Raw genomic sequence first — 17,509 nt, 5'->3', positions numbered from 1 at the left:
CTGTCACATCCTGAAGACGCCGTAGGAAACCGGCTCGATCGGCGCGTTGGCGCATACGGAAAGGGCAAGGCCGAGAACGGTTCTGGTATCGGCGGGGTCGATGACCCCGTCGTCCCACAGTCGCGCGGTCGAGTAGTAGGGGTTGCCTTGGCGCTCGTACTGCGCGCGGATGGCATTGGGATCGTTGTCGGAGCCGACCGAGCCGAGGACCTGCGCGGCCTGCTCGCCGCCCATCACCGAGATACGCGCGTTCGGCCACATCCACAGGAAGCGAGGCGAATACGCGCGGCCGCACATCGAGTAGTTGCCCGCGCCGTAGGAGCCACCGATCACCACCGTCAGCTTCGGCACCCGGGCGCAGGCGACGGCGGTCACCATCTTGGCGCCGTGCTTGGCGATGCCGCCCGCCTCGTAGTCGCGGCCGACCATGAATCCGGACAGGTTCTGCAGGAAGATCAGCGGGACACTGCGTTTGTCGCAGAGTTCGATGAAATGTGCGCCCTTCATGGCGGATTCGCTGAACAGCACACCGTTGTTGCCGATGATGCCGACCGGGTGACCGTGGATACGTGCGAAGCCGGTGACCAGCGTCTTGCCGTATTCGGCTTTGAACTCCTGGAACTCACCGCCGTCGACGATTCGGGTGATCACCTCGTGCACGTCGTAGGGCGTGCGTGGGTCGGTGGGCACCACGTCGTACAGCTCCGTTTGCGGCGCAACGGCTTCGACGGTCGGGACGACGTCCCATGGCCGATCCTTGCGCGGGCCGAGCGTCGCCACGATGCGGCGGACGATGCGCAATGCGTCCTGATCGTCGTCGGCGAGATGATCGGTCACGCCGGAGGTCTTCGAGTGCAGATCGCCGCCGCCGAGTTCTTCTGCGGTCACGACTTCACCGGTCGCGGCCTTCACCAGAGGCGGGCCGCCGAGGAAGATGGTGCCCTGATTGCGGACGATGATGGCCTCGTCGCTCATGGCAGGCACGTAAGCGCCACCCGCGGTGCACGAGCCCATGACCGCCGCGATCTGTGGGATCCCCTTCGCGCTCATGGTCGCTTGGTTGTAGAAGATGCGGCCGAAGTGCTCGCGGTCCGGGAAGACCTCGTCCTGGCGCGGCAGAAAGGCGCCACCCGAGTCGACCAGGTAGATGCACGGCAGCTGGTTCTGGAGTGCGACCTCCTGCGCGCGAAGATGCTTCTTAACCGTCATCGGGTAGTAGGTGCCGCCCTTGACGGTCGCATCATTGGCAACGATGACGCACTCTCGGCCCGAAACCCGGCCGATGCCGGTGATCACCCCCGCGCCGGGCGAATCGTCGTCGTAGAGGCCGTTCGCGGCCAGCGGGGACAGCTCCAGGAACGGGCTACCCGAGTCCTGGAGAGTGTTGACCCGATCGCGCGGCAAGAGCTTGCCGCGGGCGACGTGGCGCTCGCGAGAGCGCTCCGGGCCGCCCAATGCTGCAACGGCCAGCTTGTCGAGGAGCTCGGTCACCAGGGCAGCGTGCGCCGTCCGGTTCTTGGTCGTGGCCTCGCCGACTGTCATTCCGCCATCCTCGCAGATTGGTTAATAGCCAATAACTGAAATCTAAGATAATCTCCATTAACCGAGTTGTCCAGCGAGCGCCCTGAAGGAGGTGGCCGTGAGTACCGAAACGGTCGCACTCACCAAACGCGAACAGATGAAGGCAGACCGCCGCCAGCAGTTGCTCGCAGCCGCGGGTCGCTTGATCGCCGAGCGCGGCTACATGGGTGTCCGCCTCGAAGACCTCGGTGCCGCGGCGGGCATCAGCGGCCCCGCTGTCTATCGGCACTTCCCGAACAAGGAAGCGTTGCTGGTCGAACTCTTGGTCGGCATCAGCCAACGTCTGCTCGACGGCGGCACAGCCGTTGCGAGTCAGGCTGATTCGCCCGAAGGCGCCCTTGCCGCCCTGATCGAGTTCCATCTGGATTTCGCATTCGGCGAGCCCGACCTCATCCGCATCCAGGATCGCGATCTCGAAAGCCTCCCGGTGGCAGCGCGACGCCAGGTGCGCAAGACCCAGCGTCGCTACGTCGAGCTGTGGGTAGGTGTTCTGCAGCAAACGGATTCGACTCTCATCGAGCAAGTTGCACGGGTGAAGGCGCACGCCATCTTCGGCCTGATCAACTCGACGCCACACAGCGCCAATCAATCTGCTCCGGCAGAAGCTCGCAACATTCTTCGAACGATGGCAGTTGCCGCGCTTGGCTAATCCTCCCCCCGTGATCACGAGTAAATGGTCGCCGAAATCGCAAATTTGCCACCATTCGGTCGTGATCACGGGAGTAGCAGCTCGTAGCAATTCCCATGAGCCCCAACAGTTTCAGAGAATTTCTTGTCAGTGGGTCCAGCTAGAATTAGCACATGCATTCGATCACCGAAGGACCCGTCGCAGCGCTCGCTGCTGCGGTGTCCGCGGCGCTCGATGGCGACTTCACACCACTGACCGACGACGACATCGCGGAGGCGATGAGGATCGTCGAACGCGTGAACCGGAAGTTGGCGGCAGTCTCCACCCGGCTGATCGTGCAGGCCACCGAACGGTCGATGCCACGACACGCTGGCTGCACGTCGATCGCGTCGTATCTCCAAGACGTGCTGCGGCTCTCCCGCTCCGATGCGACCGCCCGCGTCACCGCAGCAAAAAAGTTGGGGACCTGGCACGACATCGGCGGACACCCGATTCCCGTCGACTTGCCCGCCACGTCGGCCGCCCAACAGTCCGGTGATATCAGCCCCGAGCATGCCCGCAAAATCGCCGCCGTCATGCACGACGTCCCGGCAGCACTACCGCGAGCCCTCCGTGACGACGCGGAGAAAATCCTCGCCCAGTGCGCACAGGACGGCACCCCCGAAGACGTGCAGAAAGCCGGCGAGCGGCTGCTGACTTATCTCGACCCGGACGGGAAACTCACCGACGACCACGACCGAGCCCGACGACGCGCATTTCGGATCGGACCCCAAGGCGCCGACCTGATGTCACCGGTATCCGGATGCATCGACCCCACCCTGCGGGCTCTCATGGACGCATTGTTGGCCAAGCACGCCAGACCAGGAATGAACAACCCCGACAACCCGGCATCACCAACAAGCGAGAACACCGATACCACCGACGCCGCCACAAAAGACGTTCGAACCGCAGCCCAACGCAACCATGACGCGCTGAAACGGATCTGCGAAATAGCCCTCGAATCCGGGAAATCCGGCACCCACCGCGGACTCCCCGTCACCGCGATCATCACCATGACCCTCGATCAACTCGAAGAAGCCGCCGGAGTCGCCACCACCGCCACCGGCGGCCGTATCCCCGTCCCCGACGCACTCAAAATGGCCGAAAAAACCAGACCGTGGTTGGCGATCTTCGACCACGCCGGACGACCGCTGCACCTCGGCAGAACCAGCCGCCTCGCCAGCGGTGAACAACGACTTGTGCTGATCCCCTTCGATCGCGGGTGCACCAAACCCCGCTGCGACAAACCGCCCTCGCTATGCGCGGTCCATCACCCCGAAGAGTGGGCTGATGACGGCAAAACAGATATCGAGAACGAAACCTTCGCCTGCGACGGCTGCCACGCCCTCATCACCAAAACCGAAACCGGATGGAAGACGATCAAGGCCGGAGACGACCGCAAGTACCCTGGCCGCACCCTGTGGATTCCACCCAAACACATTGATCCAGAACAGAAACCGAGAATCAACCACGCCCACCACCCCGAAGAACTACTCGACCAGGCAATCGAATCGGCTGGCGATGACGATCCGTAGAACCCCTGCCTACTCCGCCGCCTTCAACCCCTCCACCTCAGCTTCGAGCGCGGCTATGCGCTTGTTCAACTCTGCCTCGCGCTCATCTGCCTTGCGCTGGTAGACATCAGACAGATCCTTCAGATATTCGCGGTCGTAGCGCGGGATGATACTGCGGGTGCAATTCCAGTCGAATGCCTCGACATCGATGACGATGCTGCGCTCGCACGTCGCGGCGATGCGCGTTTCTCCTATGCGCTGCAGGCGATCCAGCAGTTCTGGATCATCGTCACCATCGATGACCTGAGCGCGCCCGTAGAGCTTCAATCGTTGCTTGGTCGGGTAGTCGACGATGAAGAGCGCCACCCTGCCGTCGGCGTCGATGTTCGATGTGGTGACGTACTGATTGTTGCCACGAAAGTCGGCGAATCCGAGCCGCGAGTCGTCGAGCACTTGCAGAAATCCCTTGGGACCACTGCGATATTGCATGTAAGGCCAGCCGGACTCGGTGACTGTCGCAATCTGAAACTGATCGCGCGACGCGATCAGCAACTCCTCACGCCGATCGAGCCTCATCGGCCCGTCGTCGGGTCGCTCGGTCTGCGAGCCGTACGCCGTGTAGCTACCGCGCCGTTGTTGGCGCGCAACGGTATGCGGTCCGAACGCGAGATGGTGATAGTGGTTGTTGACCACGGACTCACTCCTTCACTGTCGCCAATACCGCAACGGCGATGGCCGCAACACTCGCAGCGACCAACACCGCCGACGCAATCGCGAAGGCCGACGCGTACGAGCTCCCGATCACCGGCGCAACAACTAACGGCCCGAGTACCTGACCGACACTGTAAAGAGCCGTCAGAGTCGCCGCGGTCCGACCGATCGGCAATCGACTACCGAAGTCCATCGCCAACATGACAATACCGATGAAGGTCCCGCCGAACAGGATCGCGCAGATCATCGCGACGGCCGAATTCGACGTCAGCGCAGGCAACACGGTACCGATCGCTTGCAGCACGAGCGCCGAGACCAGCGCCCACTCCACGCATGTTCGACGCGCCACCGTAGACCAGAGGACGGTCGCCGGTACTGCCGAAACTCCGACCAGGATCCACACCAGCGGGCCGGTGGCCGAGCTGCGCTCACCACCCACGGCAGCAACCAGAAACGTGCCGACGATGATGTAGCCGAGCCCTTCGAGAAAATACGATGCCAGCAGCAACCGCCACACCGTGCGGACACGCGCCGTCACCGCTGACCCGTCGACCTCCGCACGACTCCGTGGCTCCGACGCGATCTGCAGATTCAGTGCCGGAGCAACCAGCGCCGCGGTGATCACGGCAGAGCACAGCCACAACGCATTCCACGACAGATGCTGCCCCGCAACAAATGTCAACAACCCAGACACCGCGATCCCGACGCCCACACCGGCAAACGCGATCCCCGGTGCTGCGCCGTCCGCTCGATGTCGCGTGACCGTGCTCGCGCAGCCGACGAAGATCGCCGCACTCGCCCAACCGGCGAGGAATCGCGCGACCGAGAATGCGGCGGTGCTATCCAGGAAAGCCATCGCCGCTTCGCTGATCACCAAGATCAGCGCCCAGGCGCGAAACGACCGGGTGCTGCTCAGCTCCGGCCGCACCGAGAGCAGCACAGCGCCCAACAGGTAGCCGCCGTAGTTGGCGGTGGCGATCACGCCACCGTCGTTGGCGCTGATGTGCGCCGACGCGATCATGATCGGCAGCAGCGGCGTGAAGACGAACCGGCCGACGCCCATGGCTGCGGCCAAACCGGCCGCGGCAGTCACGGCAATCCTGCGGCCGTTGGGTGCGACAACCTCCAACTTGTTCACACGGCTAACGGTACGGAGCCAGATCAGCGATTGCGGAACAGGTCGATCTCACTCATCTCGGCATCGGTGAGTTTGAAGCTGGCTTTCATCGTGTCGCGGAAGAGCACCCACCCGAAGTTCACGCATACCTCTTCGACGATGTGCCGCTTGGCATCGAGCTCCGACACCTCGGGGTGATGACGACGGATCGCTTCGAGCTCGTAGTTCATGACCGGATATTGCCAGCCCAAGGACGCGTACGACTGACCGCCGTCCGCCGAGTAGTTCGCGGCTGCTCGCCACCAGAGCTCATGCCCCTCTGCAGTCAGTGGCGGCAGTGGTTCCGACCGATCGACGGTCGCTTCCCTGTGTGCGATGTAGTTCGATGTGAGCGCTTCCATCGCTTCCCGGAACAGTTCTTCCTTGGATTCGAAGTAGTGGTAGATCAGTCCGTAGTGCACACCCGACTCCGCTGCGATGTGCTTACCCGTGATGCCGCTCGGCGGCCTTTGGGACAAGAGTCGCTGCGTAGCCTCGATGAGCTTCTGCCTCGAAGCAGTCTGGGAGGCATTCTTACTTGACTGAGTCATTAGTCAAGTGTATCCGCCAAGAAATCAGCCCCGGCACTCTGCGACTGCGGGCGTTGCCCTGAGTCAACCGTGCGCCGGGGCCGATCCGAGATGCGCGCTAGACCTGCTCGGCGAACGTCATCATCTTCAACGCGTCACGTCGCGGGTCGATCAGGACCAAGCCGGCGATGCCGCCGACGCAGACCAACGCACCCGAGATGAGGAGGGCGATCGTGTACCCCCTGTCACCGGCCCCAGCTGCCGAGACGATCCAACCGAAAATCATCGGGGCGTACACACCCGGGGAGGTCAGGATCGCCACGTAGATCCCAAGGACGGCGCCGCGTTGAAGCGCCGGGACGAACTCGGAGATCGAAACGGCACCCGTGGTGAATGCCACCAGTCCGAGGCCGAACCCGATGCACAGCACGAAGATCTGGGCGGCTCCGGGCGTCGTCAGGGTGACCAGGGCGACGAACACTCCCGCAATGGCGGTGCTTGTAGAGGCCATCATGCCGCGGGCAACGCGACTGCTCACTCCGCGTTTCATCAGGTAATTCGTGGCTACGGCCTCGAGGATGAGGAAGGCAATCGCGGTCAGAGAAATCGCCATCACGACATTGGCCGCACCGGTTGCGGAGTATCCCTGCGCGTTGCGGAGATACGCAGGCATCCACGCCGACAAGATGGCGAGGGACCAGTAGGCGGAGAGACCGACACAGACACATCCGATGAACGAACGGCAGCCAAGGATCTTGCGATACGGGATCCGGATGCTCCCGTCGAACACGGAATCGGCTGCCACGACGTCGGGATCGCCCTTGGTTTGACCGCCGTAGGGTCCGTCCTTACCGATGAACGCCCAGGCTGCGAGCCAGACCAGGCCCGCCATGCCGACCGCGAAGAAGGCCCAGTGCCAACCCCAATGGTTGACGATGTAGGTCAATCCGGGGGCGGCGACCGCGATACCGCCGAACGAGCCGACATTCTGCAGCGCGACCGGAAGGTTACGTTCCTCGTTGCGGAACCATTTTGCGGCGGCATGGAACGAGAGGCCGGCAGACGGGCCCTCCCCCAATCCGAGCACGATCCGGCACAGGAAGATCAAAACGAAGGTCGGGGCCAACCAGATGGCGAACTGGCTCAGTGACCAGATGGTCACCATGCCGATGAGGAGCCATTTGACGGGTACCCGGTTGGCCAGGAAGCCCGCGGCGACGGCTGATGCGGCGAACAGGAAGTACACCGCGCCGGCAAGAGTCCCGTACTCACCGGGCCCGATGCCGAGATCTTTCATCATCGGCACGGCAACAAGGCCCAAAATCGCCTTGTCTGCCCAGTTGACCAGGGCGAGGAAGACCAGCATCGTGGAGACTGCCCATGCGCGGGTACTGGATCTCGTTGCGGTCGGGGCGTTCGATGAGAGTTGAAGTTGTGTAGTCATCATTGACCATCTCGTTCGGTTGTTCGGGGTTGATTTTAGGGGTTCGAACAGCAAGAGAGGAATGGGTCGTGGTGGTCGACGGTGCTGTCGATCACCCCCACTCGGTGGGGAATGTCGTCGTAGCGGTGAGGGTTCAGCCATGCCGCGCGCTGCGCTCGCGGCGCCGATGCCGATCCGGATGAACGTCGTTGTCCCCCTTCACGGCATCGGCCGTGCGCGATCAGCGGGTCAAGACCGACGCGGGGGAATCGAATGCCGGGGTCAGTTCGAAGTCGTCGAGTACGACGTCCTGGGTCATCGCCCAGTACTCGAACGATGTCCACGGCATGTTGGTGGTGACGCGGCCGGAACTGTTGCGGTACCACGTGCCACCCGCGGACACCGACCAGATCATCTGGGCCAAGCGGTTGTCCAGACGCTCGTTGTAGGCGGTGCACGCCTCGTCCGTCACCTCGGTGACCGTGACGTTCTGCTCGACCATCGTGGCGACAAGGTCGACGATGTAGCGAGACCAGTTCTCCGCCTGACCGAAGATGCTGCCGCCGGTGCCGATGTTCGTGTTCGGTCCGTACATGACGAAGAAGTTGGGGAAGCGCGGCACGGCCATACCCAGGTATGCCCGTGGATCGTCGTCGCCCCAGATGTCCCGGATGGATACACCCTCACGCCCGTAGACCGAATACGAGGCCAGCATCTTCGAAGCCTCGAATCCCGTTGCGAACACGGCGATGTCGACAGGATGCCGGACGCCGTCGTCGTCGATCATCGCGTCGGATTCGAACCGCAGGCCGCGCGCGGGAACGACCTCGACGTTGTCTCGACGCATCATGCGGTACCAACCGTTGTCGCGGAGCATGCGCTTGGTGAACGGCGGGTAGTCCGGCAATGCCTTGGGCAGCAGATCCTGATGATCGCCGAGCTCGTCCTTGATGTAGTCGGTCAGGACCTCACGCATCCGGGCGTTCTCCGCACTGATGGAGCCGTCTTCGCTGCTCCAGGTGGGATCGACCTCCTGCGCCGGGCGCATGACGTCGTTCTGCGAGAGCAGTGTGCGTGCCCGGAACCAGCGACCGTAGGCCGGTACGTTCGCGAGGAGCCACTTTTCACCCTCCGTGACGTTCTGTCCGTAGTTCTTGATGCCGACGTTCCAATGCGCGCTGCGCTGGAAGACTGTGAGCTTGTCGACCACGTCCACAATGTTGGGGCCGATCTGGTTGGCGCTGGCACCTGTTCCCACCAACGCGACCCGCTTGCCTGCGAGGTCCACCGAGTGATCCCACTCCGCCGCATGGAAGGCCGCGCCCCCGAAGTCCGCCAACCCGGGGAAATCCGGGGTGCTGGGTCGATCCAGCAGGCCGGCGGCACTGATGACGACGTTCGCGCGGATGTGGCGAAGTTCGCCATCGGTCGAGCGGGTGGTCACAAGCCAGAGGTTCTCGTCGTCCTGCCAGTTCGCCGACAGCACCTCGGTGTTGAAGGTGAAGTGGTCTTGCATCCCCGCATCGGTGACGCAGTTGCGCAGGTACGCAAGGATTTCCGGCTGCTTCGCGTAGTAGCGACTCCACTGTGAATTCGGGGCGAAGGAGTAGGAGAAGTAGTGGCTCGCGATGTCCACACCACAACCCGGGTAGGTGTTGTGATGCCAGGTGCCACCGCTGGCGTCGCCCTTCTCGACGACCTCGAAGTTGATCCCCAGCCGGTGCAATCGGCGGGCAGCGGCGATGCCCGACAGGCCGGACCCGATGATCAGAACGGAGAACGAGTCGGCGCCCTCCGGACGTCCGTCGGTCCAGTCGACCTCGTCGACGGTGTTCAGGCGCATCTCTTTGCGCATGAACAAGTGTTCAGGCTTGGGTATCGGCGATCCCACGGCGTGGTCGAGGAGGACATCAACCAAATCCGAGGACGGTTGCGTCGCAACGCTTTCGGCGAGGATAGCGGTCGCGAGCTGCTCACGGATCTCGTGCGCGATCTCGTCCGGGAATTCGTGCTCCCACGGCGAGGCGCCGGTGATGTATGCGGACCACCGTTTCGCGAGCGTGGCGTCGTCGGTGAGCTCGCACAGCGTGAGCAGCTCGGACGCCAGTTCACCGTCTGCCAGCGCGGCGAGCAACTCCTCATGAGTCGGGGTGGGGTCGTTGGATGTGTGATTCACGGATACTCTCCAGATCGAAGGGGCTGTTACTTTGCAGCGGCGATTGCGGGATCCATGCGGTCTCGCAGCCAAGTGCTGATCAGGTGGTGCTTGTCGCCGGGATAGCGATTTATTACGTGCTCGCCGCCTTCGAAAAGCGCCATGCGCTTGTCCGCAGACGGAACCGATTCGAGGATTTTCGTCCCGTCGTCTACCGAGACCATGGGATCCGCGTCGCCCTGCAGCAGCAGGAAAGGACTGGTCGAGGTAATGCGGTCGGCGGTGAGCGTCATCGACTCGAAGGCCTCGTGCACTTGATCGTCGGTCGGGTTGTCGCCGCAGAAGGACGCCAGCTTGCGCGCATAGGTGGGGCGGGCGAGCTGCGCCGCCATATTTCCGACGGGACCGTTGCTGCACACGGCAGAGAACACGGGATACCGCGACGCGATGAGCAATACCAGTGCGCCAGCCATGCTGTTGCCGACGGTGGCGACCGGCATGCCCGCAGCGCGTTCGAGGAGGAATCCGCACACCTGCAGGTAAGCGTCCAGCCAGTCCGGAGTGAGGTAGTGCTGATGGGTGAACCGCGTCTCGCCCTGCCCCGGCCCGTCGATCACCACAGCGCACATACCCTCGTCGACCAGAGCCAGTGCCAGACCCTCCCAGTCCATCGACCACCCGTCTACGCCGCCGTGGACCAGCACGACCGGGTGCGGTCCGGCATCGTCGGGAGTGATGACCCAGGCGGCAATCGGCCCACCGACCGTGTCGATGACGACGTGTTCGTACCTGGAATCGTCGGCACGCGCGCGAGTGAAGTTGGCCGCCGCGGCAGCGTAGGTCCGCTTCCGGTCGTCGGTGTTGTCGAGCACCATGGCCTGGCTGATCCGTTGTAGCGCGGATGCTCGGCCATACAGGCGGGCCTGCGAGCGCCGGGTCCGCGGCAACTCGGAATTCTCAGCGCGGGTTGACAATTGGTCTGCCAGCGCCAGCGCCGATCGCTGCCACGATCGCCCCTCGCCGGCCAGTTCCAGGAGGCGAAGTGCGTCACCTGCCTCCAGCCCGTACGCGAGCAGCCGGTGCAGTGTGAATTGGCGCAGCGCTGCGCTCGTGACCGAGGCATCACCGCCGGCCCGTGCCTCCATATCGGGAAATGGAAAGCGGTCGACGGTCAGAAGTGCGGTCGATGACATGGGAATCTCCGAAAGTGTCGATGGTGGCGTTGAATTCGGGGCCGTCGGTCAGGCGCCGCCGGTCGCTGCCGTCATGGCGTCGGAGATCACGCGCAGTCCGGCGTGACCGAGCAAGCCGCCGTCGACGGGGATGTCGACACCGCTGATCCACGAGGCACCATCCGACATCAGGAATGTCACCAGTGATGCGACGTCGGTTGCGTTCCCCACTCGGCCGAGGGGGATGATGCTCAGGTAGGCATCGATGAACGACTGAGGTGTCTGGTTCTGCATCGGTGACTCGATGTAGCCCGGCAGGATGCTGTTCACCCGAATGTTTCGGGGACCGAGTTCCATGCTCGCGATCCGTGAGAGTCCGCGCAGCGCCCACTTGCTCACGCCATAGCCCGCGGCGAGGTGCGCGCCGGCGCCGGCGATGGAGCTGATGTTCACGATCGATCCGCCGTCGGTCATCAGTCGGGACATGGTTTGAATCCCGAGAAATGGCCCCGTCGTGTTGATCTCGAGCAGCTTGTTCCAGTCATCGAGAGTGATCTCTTCGAGGCGGCCTGCTCGACCGCGAGCGCCGACGATCCCCGCGTTGTTGACAAGTCCGAATACCGAACCGAATTCAGCTGCCAGCTCGTCTGCAAGCGCGGTCCAGGCGCCTTGCGAGGTCACGTCGAGGCGACGGTAGAGGGCACCGTTCGGGAGCGCCCCTTCCGGCTCGAGTACATCGGCGACAACGACTTTCGCGCCGGCGTCGGCAAGCTGTTGCGCCTCGACGCGGCCTTGCCCCCGTGCGCCACCAGTGACGACGACGACGCGATTCTCAATTCCGTTCATAGCTTTCGGACCACCTTGATGAGTGTCGGAAACTGCTCGGCGCGCCAATCGGGGGCGGCAGCTCAGCAGGTCTCGTATGTGATGCAGACCACTAGAGATTAATTGTTGACTGACAAGTTAGTCAACCCCTTTGAGGAAGTTGTTTTCAGGATTTCAGGGCGATGCCGGACGAGCCCGAAACAGCAGCGCCGACGGGCGAACGACGCGTACGCACACCGACGCAGGAGCTGTCGGCGGACTCACAGGCGAGCGCGCCGCAGCACCAGCGATGTATGCGATGGGTTGCTGCACAATGCAACTGAGAGAATCAGCCAGCGTGCGAGCCTCAGAGGGCTTTCAACTCCTCGGTGACTGCACCGACGGATTTCTTGGCATCACCGAACAGCATCGAGGTCTGATCGGCGGTGAAAAGTGGGTTGTCGATGCCGGCGAAACCGGAGTTCATCGACCGCTTCAACACGATTACCGACTTGGCCTGATCCACGTTCAGGATCGGCATCCCATGAATCGGAGAGGACGGATCATTGCGGGCTGCCGGATTGGTGACGTCGTTGGCGCCGATCACCAGCACCACATCGGTGCGGCCGAATTCGCCGTTGATGTCGTCCATTTCCTTGAGCGCGTCGTACGGCACTTCGGCCTCGGCGAGCAGTACGTTCATGTGACCGGGCATGCGACCGGCGACCGGGTGGATCGCGTACTTGACCTCGACGCCCTTGCCCTCGAGCATCGTCGCCATCTCCTTGACCGCGTGCTGCGCCTGCGCGACCGCCATGCCGTAGCCCGGAACCACGATCACCTGATTGGCGTAGGCCATCTGGATCGCTGCGTCAGCGGCATTGGTGGATTTCGCGGTCTTGGCCTCACCGTCACCGGCGACCGCGGCAACGCCCGCACCGCCGAACCCACCGGCCACGATCGCCGGAATCGACCGGTTCATCGCCTTGGCCATGAGGTTGGTGAGGATGGTGCCCGACGCACCGACGATCATGCCCGCCACGATCATCGCCTGGTTGTTCAGCGCGAGACCTGCTGCGGCAGCGGAGAGTCCGGTCAACGCGTTGAGCAGCGAAATGACGACCGGCATGTCGGCGCCACCGATCGGCAGCACCACCATGAGGCCGAGCACACCGGCGAGCACCAGCACACCGATGATCCACAACTGCGACGCACCGTCACCGGACGCGCTGATGCCGATGACCACCGACGCGGCGGTTGCACCGATCAGCAGCAGCGCGTTGACCGGCTGCTGCAGCTTGCCCAGCGTGATCGGCGAGCCGGGCAGGATCTCCTGCAGCTTGCCGAACGCGATCAGCGAACCCCAGAACGAAATCGAGCCGATGATCGCCGCGAACAGCGAGCCGATGATGATGTGCACGGTCGGCTGCTCGCCGTGATTGAAGTGCGAAAAGCCGTTGGTATCGACGAACTCGGCCCAGGCGATCAGTGCGACTGTGCCGCCGCCGACGCCGTTGAACAGCGCGACCAGCTGGGGCATCGCCGTCATCTTGGTGCGGCGTGCCGGCGGAATACCCAGCGCCACACCCACGACCAGCCCAGCGACGATCAGAATCCAATTGTTGGTGTCGCGGATCGAAATCAGTGTTGCCACAACGGCGATCACCATGCCGACGGCAGCGATCTGGTTACCGCGCACAGCTGTCTTGGGACCGGTGAGGCCCATCAAGCCGTAGATGAACATCGCGAACGCGACGATGTAGAGGATCGAGACGAGGTTGTTCATCAGGCAGCGTCCTTTTTCTCAACGGCAGCTTTCGGAGCAGCAGGCTTCGCCTTGAACATGCCGAGCATCCGGTCGGTGACGACGAAGCCACCGACGACGTTCAGCGTTCCGAACACCAGCGCGACGAAGAGGATCACCTTCACGCCCCACGGTGCGGACGACGGCAGCTCACCGAGCACCACGAGCGCGCCGAGCACGACGATTCCGTGAATTGCATTGGTGCCGGACATCAATGGCGTGTGCAGAGTGTTGGGCACCTTGGAGATGACCGCGAAACCGACGAACCCGGACAGCACCAGGATCGCGATATTGGCCAACAAATCGGTGTACATCAGGCATTCACCTCACGGGTAACGCAGGAATCGGCGAGCACTTGATCGGAGAAATCAGGAGCCAGGACAGGCGTGAAGCCTGCGGAATGCCCATCAGCACCGCCGTCGACGAGCATCAACTCCACGAGTGCGGAGATGTTCTTGGCGTACAGCTCGCTCGCATGCTCGGGCATGCTGGCGGGCAGGTTCAGTGGCGAGGCGATGGTGACGCCGTGCTTGACGACGGTCTCGCCCGGTTCGGTCAGTTCGCAGTTGCCGCCGGTCTCCCCCGCCAGGTCGACGATGACGCTGCCGGGCTTCATACCCTCGACCGCGGCGGCCGTCACCAAACGCGGTGCCGGTCGGCCCGGGACGAGCGCGGTGGTGATGACGACATCGAAGCCTTTGATGGCGTTCTCGAGCGCCTGTTGCTGTTGTGCGCGTTCGTCTTCCGTGAGTTCACGGCGTAGCCACCTGCACCGGCGGCGTCGATACCGAGATCGAGCCACTGCGCGCCGACGGAACGCACCTGATCGGCAACCTCGGGACGCACGTCGTATCCGGTGGGGCGACCGCCGAGGCGTTTCGCTGTCGCGAGTGCCTGCAGGCCCGCGACGCCGACGCCGAGGATCAGCACCGTTGCCGGCTTCACTGTGCCTGCGGCCGTGGTGAGCATCGGGAAGAAGCGGGTCGACTCGGACGCGGCGAGCAGGACGGCCTTGTAGCCGGAGGCGTTGGCCTGCGAGGACAACGCGTCCATCACTTGGGCGCGCGAGATGCGCGGAATCGCTTCCACCGCAAAGGCCTGCACTCCGGCCGACTTCAGCGCGTCGATCTTGTTGTCAGCGCTGCGTGGGGCCAGGAACCCGATCAACGTCTGGCCGCTCGACAGCTTCGCTACCTCGGCGCAGCTGGGCGGTGCAACCTTGACGACGACGTCCGCGGACCAGGCGTCGCCGATGGCTGCGCCGGCGTCTGCGAACAGTTCGTCCGGAATCAACGCGCCGAGACCGGCCCCCGCTTCCACAACCACTTCGACGCCCTTCCCCACAAGTGCCGAAACAGCCTTCGGCACCAACGCCACTCGTCGTTCGCCGTCGTTGGACTCGCGCACAACTCCGATGCGCGCCCGGCCGGGACTGGTCATTGTCGTTTCCACCTCTGCTTTCTCCACTTGGTAGGACCTCTCTCATCTGGCGATCGACTGCCATCGGGTGACGTTGCGACGCAGAAATCCGGCATCGCTTGCGACTCTCGGGATCTGCGGTCTCGCGGCCCAATTCCGGCACTTACACCGCTGAGATGCGAAGGGCGTCAGCTCAATTGCTGACAACACTGCCTTGTGCTCGCCGAAGGGTGTGTCAAGAAATTAGCGGTTGACTGACAACTTAGTCAACTGTTACCGTCATCACACCCCGCCGATGCAGTCGGGGCTCACCTCACCGCTTCGGTAATGCCGTCGCGACCGTGACAGTTCGACCATCGATCGCCGACCTCTGTGGTACCGGTCGGCACGCAATCGGCTGTCACCAATCACAAGGAATGGGTTACCCATATGAAGATCAGGACGTTTGCCGTGACGTCGGCCCTGGTGATTGCCTCGGCGGGCGCCGGCGCCGGTGCCGCATACGCCAACCCGGTCAATTCCAATGCCGCTGAACCGCAGTCGAGTGTCTCCGCCGACGCCACGCAGCACGTGATCCACTTCAACGCGGACCGCTCAGGAGACTCGGTGCTTTTCACCACGGACGCCGGCACTCTGACGACGTCGGCCAACCAACTCGAAATTCGCGACACCCGCGGCACCGTGGTCTCGACCGTGCCGTTGACATACATCCTCGACGAAAAATCCTTCCCGATCGCAGCACGAGTCAGCGGCAACACCGCCACTCTGACACCGAATACTGCTCCGGCACAGGGCATTCCAGTGCGCGCCAGCCTGCCGCTCCATCCGGCAGATCTCTCGACGGCCGTCACCACAGTCGCCCCGGAACTGACCGCCGCCACGGCCGCGGGCGCGATCGTCGGCGCCATCCTCGGCGGTGGCGGTGGATGCATCGCCGGTGCAGTCATCGGCTTGGCCGCCACCGCACCCTTGGCCGCCCTGCTCGGGGCCGGCCCGCTCGCAGGCTGTGCCATGGGCGCGCTCACATTGGCCCCCGTCGGCGCCATCGCCGGCTCCATCGTCGTCGGCGGGCCAGTCTTGATCGCGGCGGCCTTCCAATTCGCCCAGCTCCTCCAGCAGCCTCCGAAGAAGTAGCACCACTGCAATGACAGAAGTCGACCAACGCGACGCCACGCACCCCGTCGAGCACGAACCGGACTATCGCTTCACCCTCGCCAACGAACGCACCTTCCTGGCCTGGATACGCACCACTCTGGGGCTGCTCGCCGGCGGCGTGGCCGTGCATCAGCTGATCGCACCCTTCCACGTCGCCGGTGCACGCACCGTCATCGCCGTCGGCTGCGTCGCGTTGGCCGCAGTACTCGCCACTGGCGCCTACTTCCATTGGCGCACAGTGCAACAGGCGATGCGACGAGACCAACCACTACCCAGCCCCACGCTGGTGCCGCTACTCGCAGCCAGCGTCGGACTGATCGCCGTGATCGCCGCCATCAGCGTCCTGATCGGATGACTTCCCAACCCGCGACTCGCGACCCGGGTCTGCAACCCGAACGCACCACCCTGTCTTGGCGGCGCACCGCCCTGTCCTCGGCAGCTGTCGCCGCCCTACTGGGGCACCACGCCGCCGAACAAGGCTGGGGACCCGCCGCGATCGCGCCACTCGTCGCGATCGCGGCGATGGGGGTCGTGACATTCGTCTGCTTCCGCCGCGGCCATCAACTACACCACGGACACGCAGTCGCCGACCGCGCATCGATAGGCACGGTCTCCGCCGCGATGGTGGTCTGCGCCCTGATCGTCATTGTCTCGATGATCGACGTGCGGTGACCGGGCGAATGAAGTCGTCAGACTTGGACGTCACATGACGCATTGGCTCTTGGTCTCGAGCGTCTTTGCATTTGCGGCTCTGGTGCAGAGCTTGACCGGGGTTGGATACGCATTGGTCGCTGCACCACTGTTGATGATGCTGGCACCGGAATTGGTCCCAGGGCCCCTCTTGTTGCTGGAATCTCTTCTCGTCCTGTGGCTGGTGATACGAGAACGCCATGCTGTGGACCTGCGCATCCTGCGTGGAGCACTGCTTGCATCCCTCCCCGGTGCGGCGATCGGCGTGCTCATTCCGCTGACGTTTCCGGCGCCTGTCATCGCCGCTGTGCTCGGGGTCGGAATCATCGTGCTCTCCGTCATGGCGTTGGGCGGCACGATGATTCCGATGACAAGGTGGACGATGGCGAGCGCCGGCTTCGGCGCAGGTGCCATGAACTCGATCGCCGGGATCGGCGGCCCCCCGTTGGCACTCGTGTATCGCCCCCGGGATGCCGCCGAACTGCGAACAAACCTGTCGCTGTGTGTGCTCATCATGTCGATCTTCTCGATCGCAGCACTTCTACTGCGGCAGGTCACCACAGTCGGATCGCTCGCCGAGTCGGCGCGTTATGTTCCCACGTTGTTCGTCGGATTCTTCTTGGCGCGAGCGATGATTCACCGGATATCCGCGGCAGCACTAGCTCGCGCAGTGCTCTGGATGTCACTTCTCGCCGGGGTCAGCCTGTTGTTTCGAACGAAGTGACCGT

The 17,509-nt window shown here is 63.6% G+C and carries 16 protein-coding genes and 1 pseudogene; 6 read left to right on the top strand and 11 right to left on the bottom strand.

From position 1 onward, the window contains the following. Window positions 1-3 precede the first annotated feature (3 nt). Entirely contained in the window at window positions 4-1,542 is a 1,539-nt protein-coding gene (locus FOY51_RS24145) for a carboxyl transferase domain-containing protein (RefSeq protein WP_149432833.1), read from the bottom strand. 136 nt (window positions 1,543-1,678) lie between these two features. Between FOY51_RS24145 and FOY51_RS24140 the strand changes: the two genes are divergently transcribed. Both FOY51_RS24140 and FOY51_RS24135 read left to right on the top strand, forming a co-directional pair. Then, window positions 1,679-2,230, top strand: a complete 552-nt coding sequence (locus FOY51_RS24140; RefSeq protein ID WP_149432844.1) for an SACE_7040 family transcriptional regulator — start codon at window positions 1,679-1,681, stop codon at window positions 2,228-2,230. Window positions 2,231-2,382: 152 nt separating this feature from the next. Next, the gene (locus tag FOY51_RS24135) at window positions 2,383-3,783 is read left to right on the top strand and encodes an HNH endonuclease signature motif containing protein (protein ID WP_149432832.1); all 1,401 of its coding nucleotides are present in this window, start codon (window positions 2,383-2,385) and stop codon (window positions 3,781-3,783) included. A gap of 9 nt (window positions 3,784-3,792) precedes the next feature. Here the strand turns inward: FOY51_RS24135 and FOY51_RS24130 are convergent, their stop codons facing one another. From FOY51_RS24130 to FOY51_RS24085, 10 genes and pseudogenes are all read right to left on the bottom strand, one after another. Continuing rightward, window positions 3,793-4,455 carry a pyridoxamine 5'-phosphate oxidase family protein gene (locus FOY51_RS24130; protein WP_149432831.1) on the bottom strand — a complete coding sequence of 221 codons (663 nt, stop codon included), beginning with the start codon at window positions 4,453-4,455 and terminating at the stop codon, window positions 3,793-3,795. A 4-nt stretch (window positions 4,456-4,459) separates the two neighbouring features. Beyond that, window positions 4,460-5,611: a YbfB/YjiJ family MFS transporter gene (locus FOY51_RS24125; protein ID WP_353961387.1), complete on the bottom strand. Its 1,152-nt coding sequence runs from the start codon at window positions 5,609-5,611 to the stop codon at window positions 4,460-4,462. Window positions 5,612-5,634: 23 nt separating this feature from the next. Beyond that, window positions 5,635-6,180, bottom strand: a complete 546-nt coding sequence (locus tag FOY51_RS24120) for a TetR/AcrR family transcriptional regulator (protein ID WP_149432830.1) — start codon at window positions 6,178-6,180, stop codon at window positions 5,635-5,637. A 97-nt stretch (window positions 6,181-6,277) separates the two neighbouring features. Further along, window positions 6,278-7,603, bottom strand: coding sequence for an MFS transporter (locus FOY51_RS24115; RefSeq protein ID WP_187776450.1), 1,326 nt, complete (start codon window positions 7,601-7,603; stop codon window positions 6,278-6,280). 220 nt (window positions 7,604-7,823) lie between these two features. Continuing rightward, a complete protein-coding gene (locus tag FOY51_RS24110) occupies window positions 7,824-9,758 on the bottom strand; it encodes a flavin-containing monooxygenase (protein ID WP_149432828.1) in 1,935 nt (644 codons plus the stop codon). Between the two features lie 26 nt (window positions 9,759-9,784). Continuing rightward, on the bottom strand, window positions 9,785-10,930 hold the full coding sequence (locus FOY51_RS24105) for an alpha/beta hydrolase family protein (protein ID WP_149432827.1): 1,146 nt from the start codon (window positions 10,928-10,930) through the stop codon (window positions 9,785-9,787). 48 nt (window positions 10,931-10,978) lie between these two features. Then, on the bottom strand, window positions 10,979-11,755 hold the full coding sequence (locus tag FOY51_RS24100; RefSeq protein ID WP_149432826.1) for an SDR family NAD(P)-dependent oxidoreductase: 777 nt from the start codon (window positions 11,753-11,755) through the stop codon (window positions 10,979-10,981). A gap of 325 nt (window positions 11,756-12,080) precedes the next feature. Beyond that, a complete protein-coding gene (locus tag FOY51_RS24095) occupies window positions 12,081-13,499 on the bottom strand; it encodes an NAD(P)(+) transhydrogenase (Re/Si-specific) subunit beta (protein WP_149432825.1) in 1,419 nt (472 codons plus the stop codon). After that, window positions 13,499-13,831, bottom strand: a complete 333-nt coding sequence (locus FOY51_RS24090) for an NAD(P) transhydrogenase subunit alpha part 2 (protein ID WP_149432824.1) — start codon at window positions 13,829-13,831, stop codon at window positions 13,499-13,501. Before FOY51_RS24090 ends, FOY51_RS24095 begins: the two co-directional genes overlap by 1 nt. Continuing rightward, window positions 13,831-14,957: pseudogene (locus tag FOY51_RS24085) on the bottom strand (NAD(P) transhydrogenase subunit alpha). The gene FOY51_RS24090 and the pseudogene FOY51_RS24085 overlap by 1 nt, the downstream one beginning before the upstream one ends. 408 nt (window positions 14,958-15,365) lie before the next feature. Between FOY51_RS24085 and FOY51_RS24080 the strand changes: the two are divergent. Genes FOY51_RS24080 through FOY51_RS24065 form a run of 4 tightly spaced genes read left to right on the top strand, consistent with a single transcriptional unit; the run spans window position 15,366 to window position 17,505 of the window. Continuing rightward, window positions 15,366-16,070 (top strand): DUF8020 domain-containing protein, encoded by a 705-nt coding sequence (locus FOY51_RS24080; protein ID WP_149432823.1) that lies wholly within the window; start codon window positions 15,366-15,368, stop codon window positions 16,068-16,070. A 10-nt stretch (window positions 16,071-16,080) separates the two neighbouring features. After that, entirely contained in the window at window positions 16,081-16,446 is a 366-nt protein-coding gene (locus FOY51_RS24075; RefSeq protein WP_149432822.1) for a YidH family protein, read from the top strand. Beyond that, complete coding sequence (locus FOY51_RS24070; protein ID WP_149432821.1) at window positions 16,443-16,763, top strand: DUF202 domain-containing protein; 321 nt, start codon at window positions 16,443-16,445, stop codon at window positions 16,761-16,763. Before FOY51_RS24075 ends, FOY51_RS24070 begins: the two co-directional genes overlap by 4 nt. 34 nt (window positions 16,764-16,797) lie before the next feature. Further along, complete coding sequence (locus FOY51_RS24065; protein WP_149432820.1) at window positions 16,798-17,505, top strand: sulfite exporter TauE/SafE family protein; 708 nt, start codon at window positions 16,798-16,800, stop codon at window positions 17,503-17,505. Window positions 17,506-17,509 lie beyond the last annotated feature (4 nt).

The organism is Antrihabitans cavernicola, from assembly GCF_008297975.1.
GTDB lineage: Bacteria > Actinomycetota > Actinomycetes > Mycobacteriales > Mycobacteriaceae > Antrihabitans > Antrihabitans cavernicola.
This window is presented reverse-complemented; position numbering and strand designations above follow the sequence as displayed.

Bases quoted from the DNA above. Each gene is read 5' to 3' on its own strand.
- FOY51_RS24145 (WP_149432833.1), bottom strand. From the start codon at position 1,542: ATGACAGTCGGCGAGGCCACGACCAAGAACCGGACGGCGCACGCTGCC.
- FOY51_RS24140 (WP_149432844.1), top strand. From the start codon at position 1,679: ATGAAGGCAGACCGCCGCCAGCAGTTGCTCGCAGCCGCGGGTCGCTTG.
- FOY51_RS24135 (WP_149432832.1), top strand. From the start codon at position 2,383: ATGCATTCGATCACCGAAGGACCCGTCGCAGCGCTCGCTGCTGCGGTG.
- FOY51_RS24120 (WP_149432830.1), bottom strand. From the start codon at position 6,180: ATGACTCAGTCAAGTAAGAATGCCTCCCAGACTGCTTCGAGGCAGAAG.
- FOY51_RS24115 (WP_187776450.1), bottom strand. From the start codon at position 7,603: ATGACTACACAACTTCAACTCTCATCGAACGCCCCGACCGCAACGAGA.
- FOY51_RS24105 (WP_149432827.1), bottom strand. From the start codon at position 10,930: ATGTCATCGACCGCACTTCTGACCGTCGACCGCTTTCCATTTCCCGAT.
- FOY51_RS24100 (WP_149432826.1), bottom strand. From the start codon at position 11,755: ATGAACGGAATTGAGAATCGCGTCGTCGTCGTCACTGGTGGCGCACGG.
- FOY51_RS24095 (WP_149432825.1), bottom strand. From the start codon at position 13,499: ATGAACAACCTCGTCTCGATCCTCTACATCGTCGCGTTCGCGATGTTC.
- FOY51_RS24090 (WP_149432824.1), bottom strand. From the start codon at position 13,831: ATGTACACCGATTTGTTGGCCAATATCGCGATCCTGGTGCTGTCCGGG.
- FOY51_RS24080 (WP_149432823.1), top strand. From the start codon at position 15,366: ATGAAGATCAGGACGTTTGCCGTGACGTCGGCCCTGGTGATTGCCTCG.
- FOY51_RS24075 (WP_149432822.1), top strand. From the start codon at position 16,081: ATGACAGAAGTCGACCAACGCGACGCCACGCACCCCGTCGAGCACGAA.
- FOY51_RS24070 (WP_149432821.1), top strand. From the start codon at position 16,443: ATGACTTCCCAACCCGCGACTCGCGACCCGGGTCTGCAACCCGAACGC.
- FOY51_RS24065 (WP_149432820.1), top strand. From the start codon at position 16,798: ATGACGCATTGGCTCTTGGTCTCGAGCGTCTTTGCATTTGCGGCTCTG.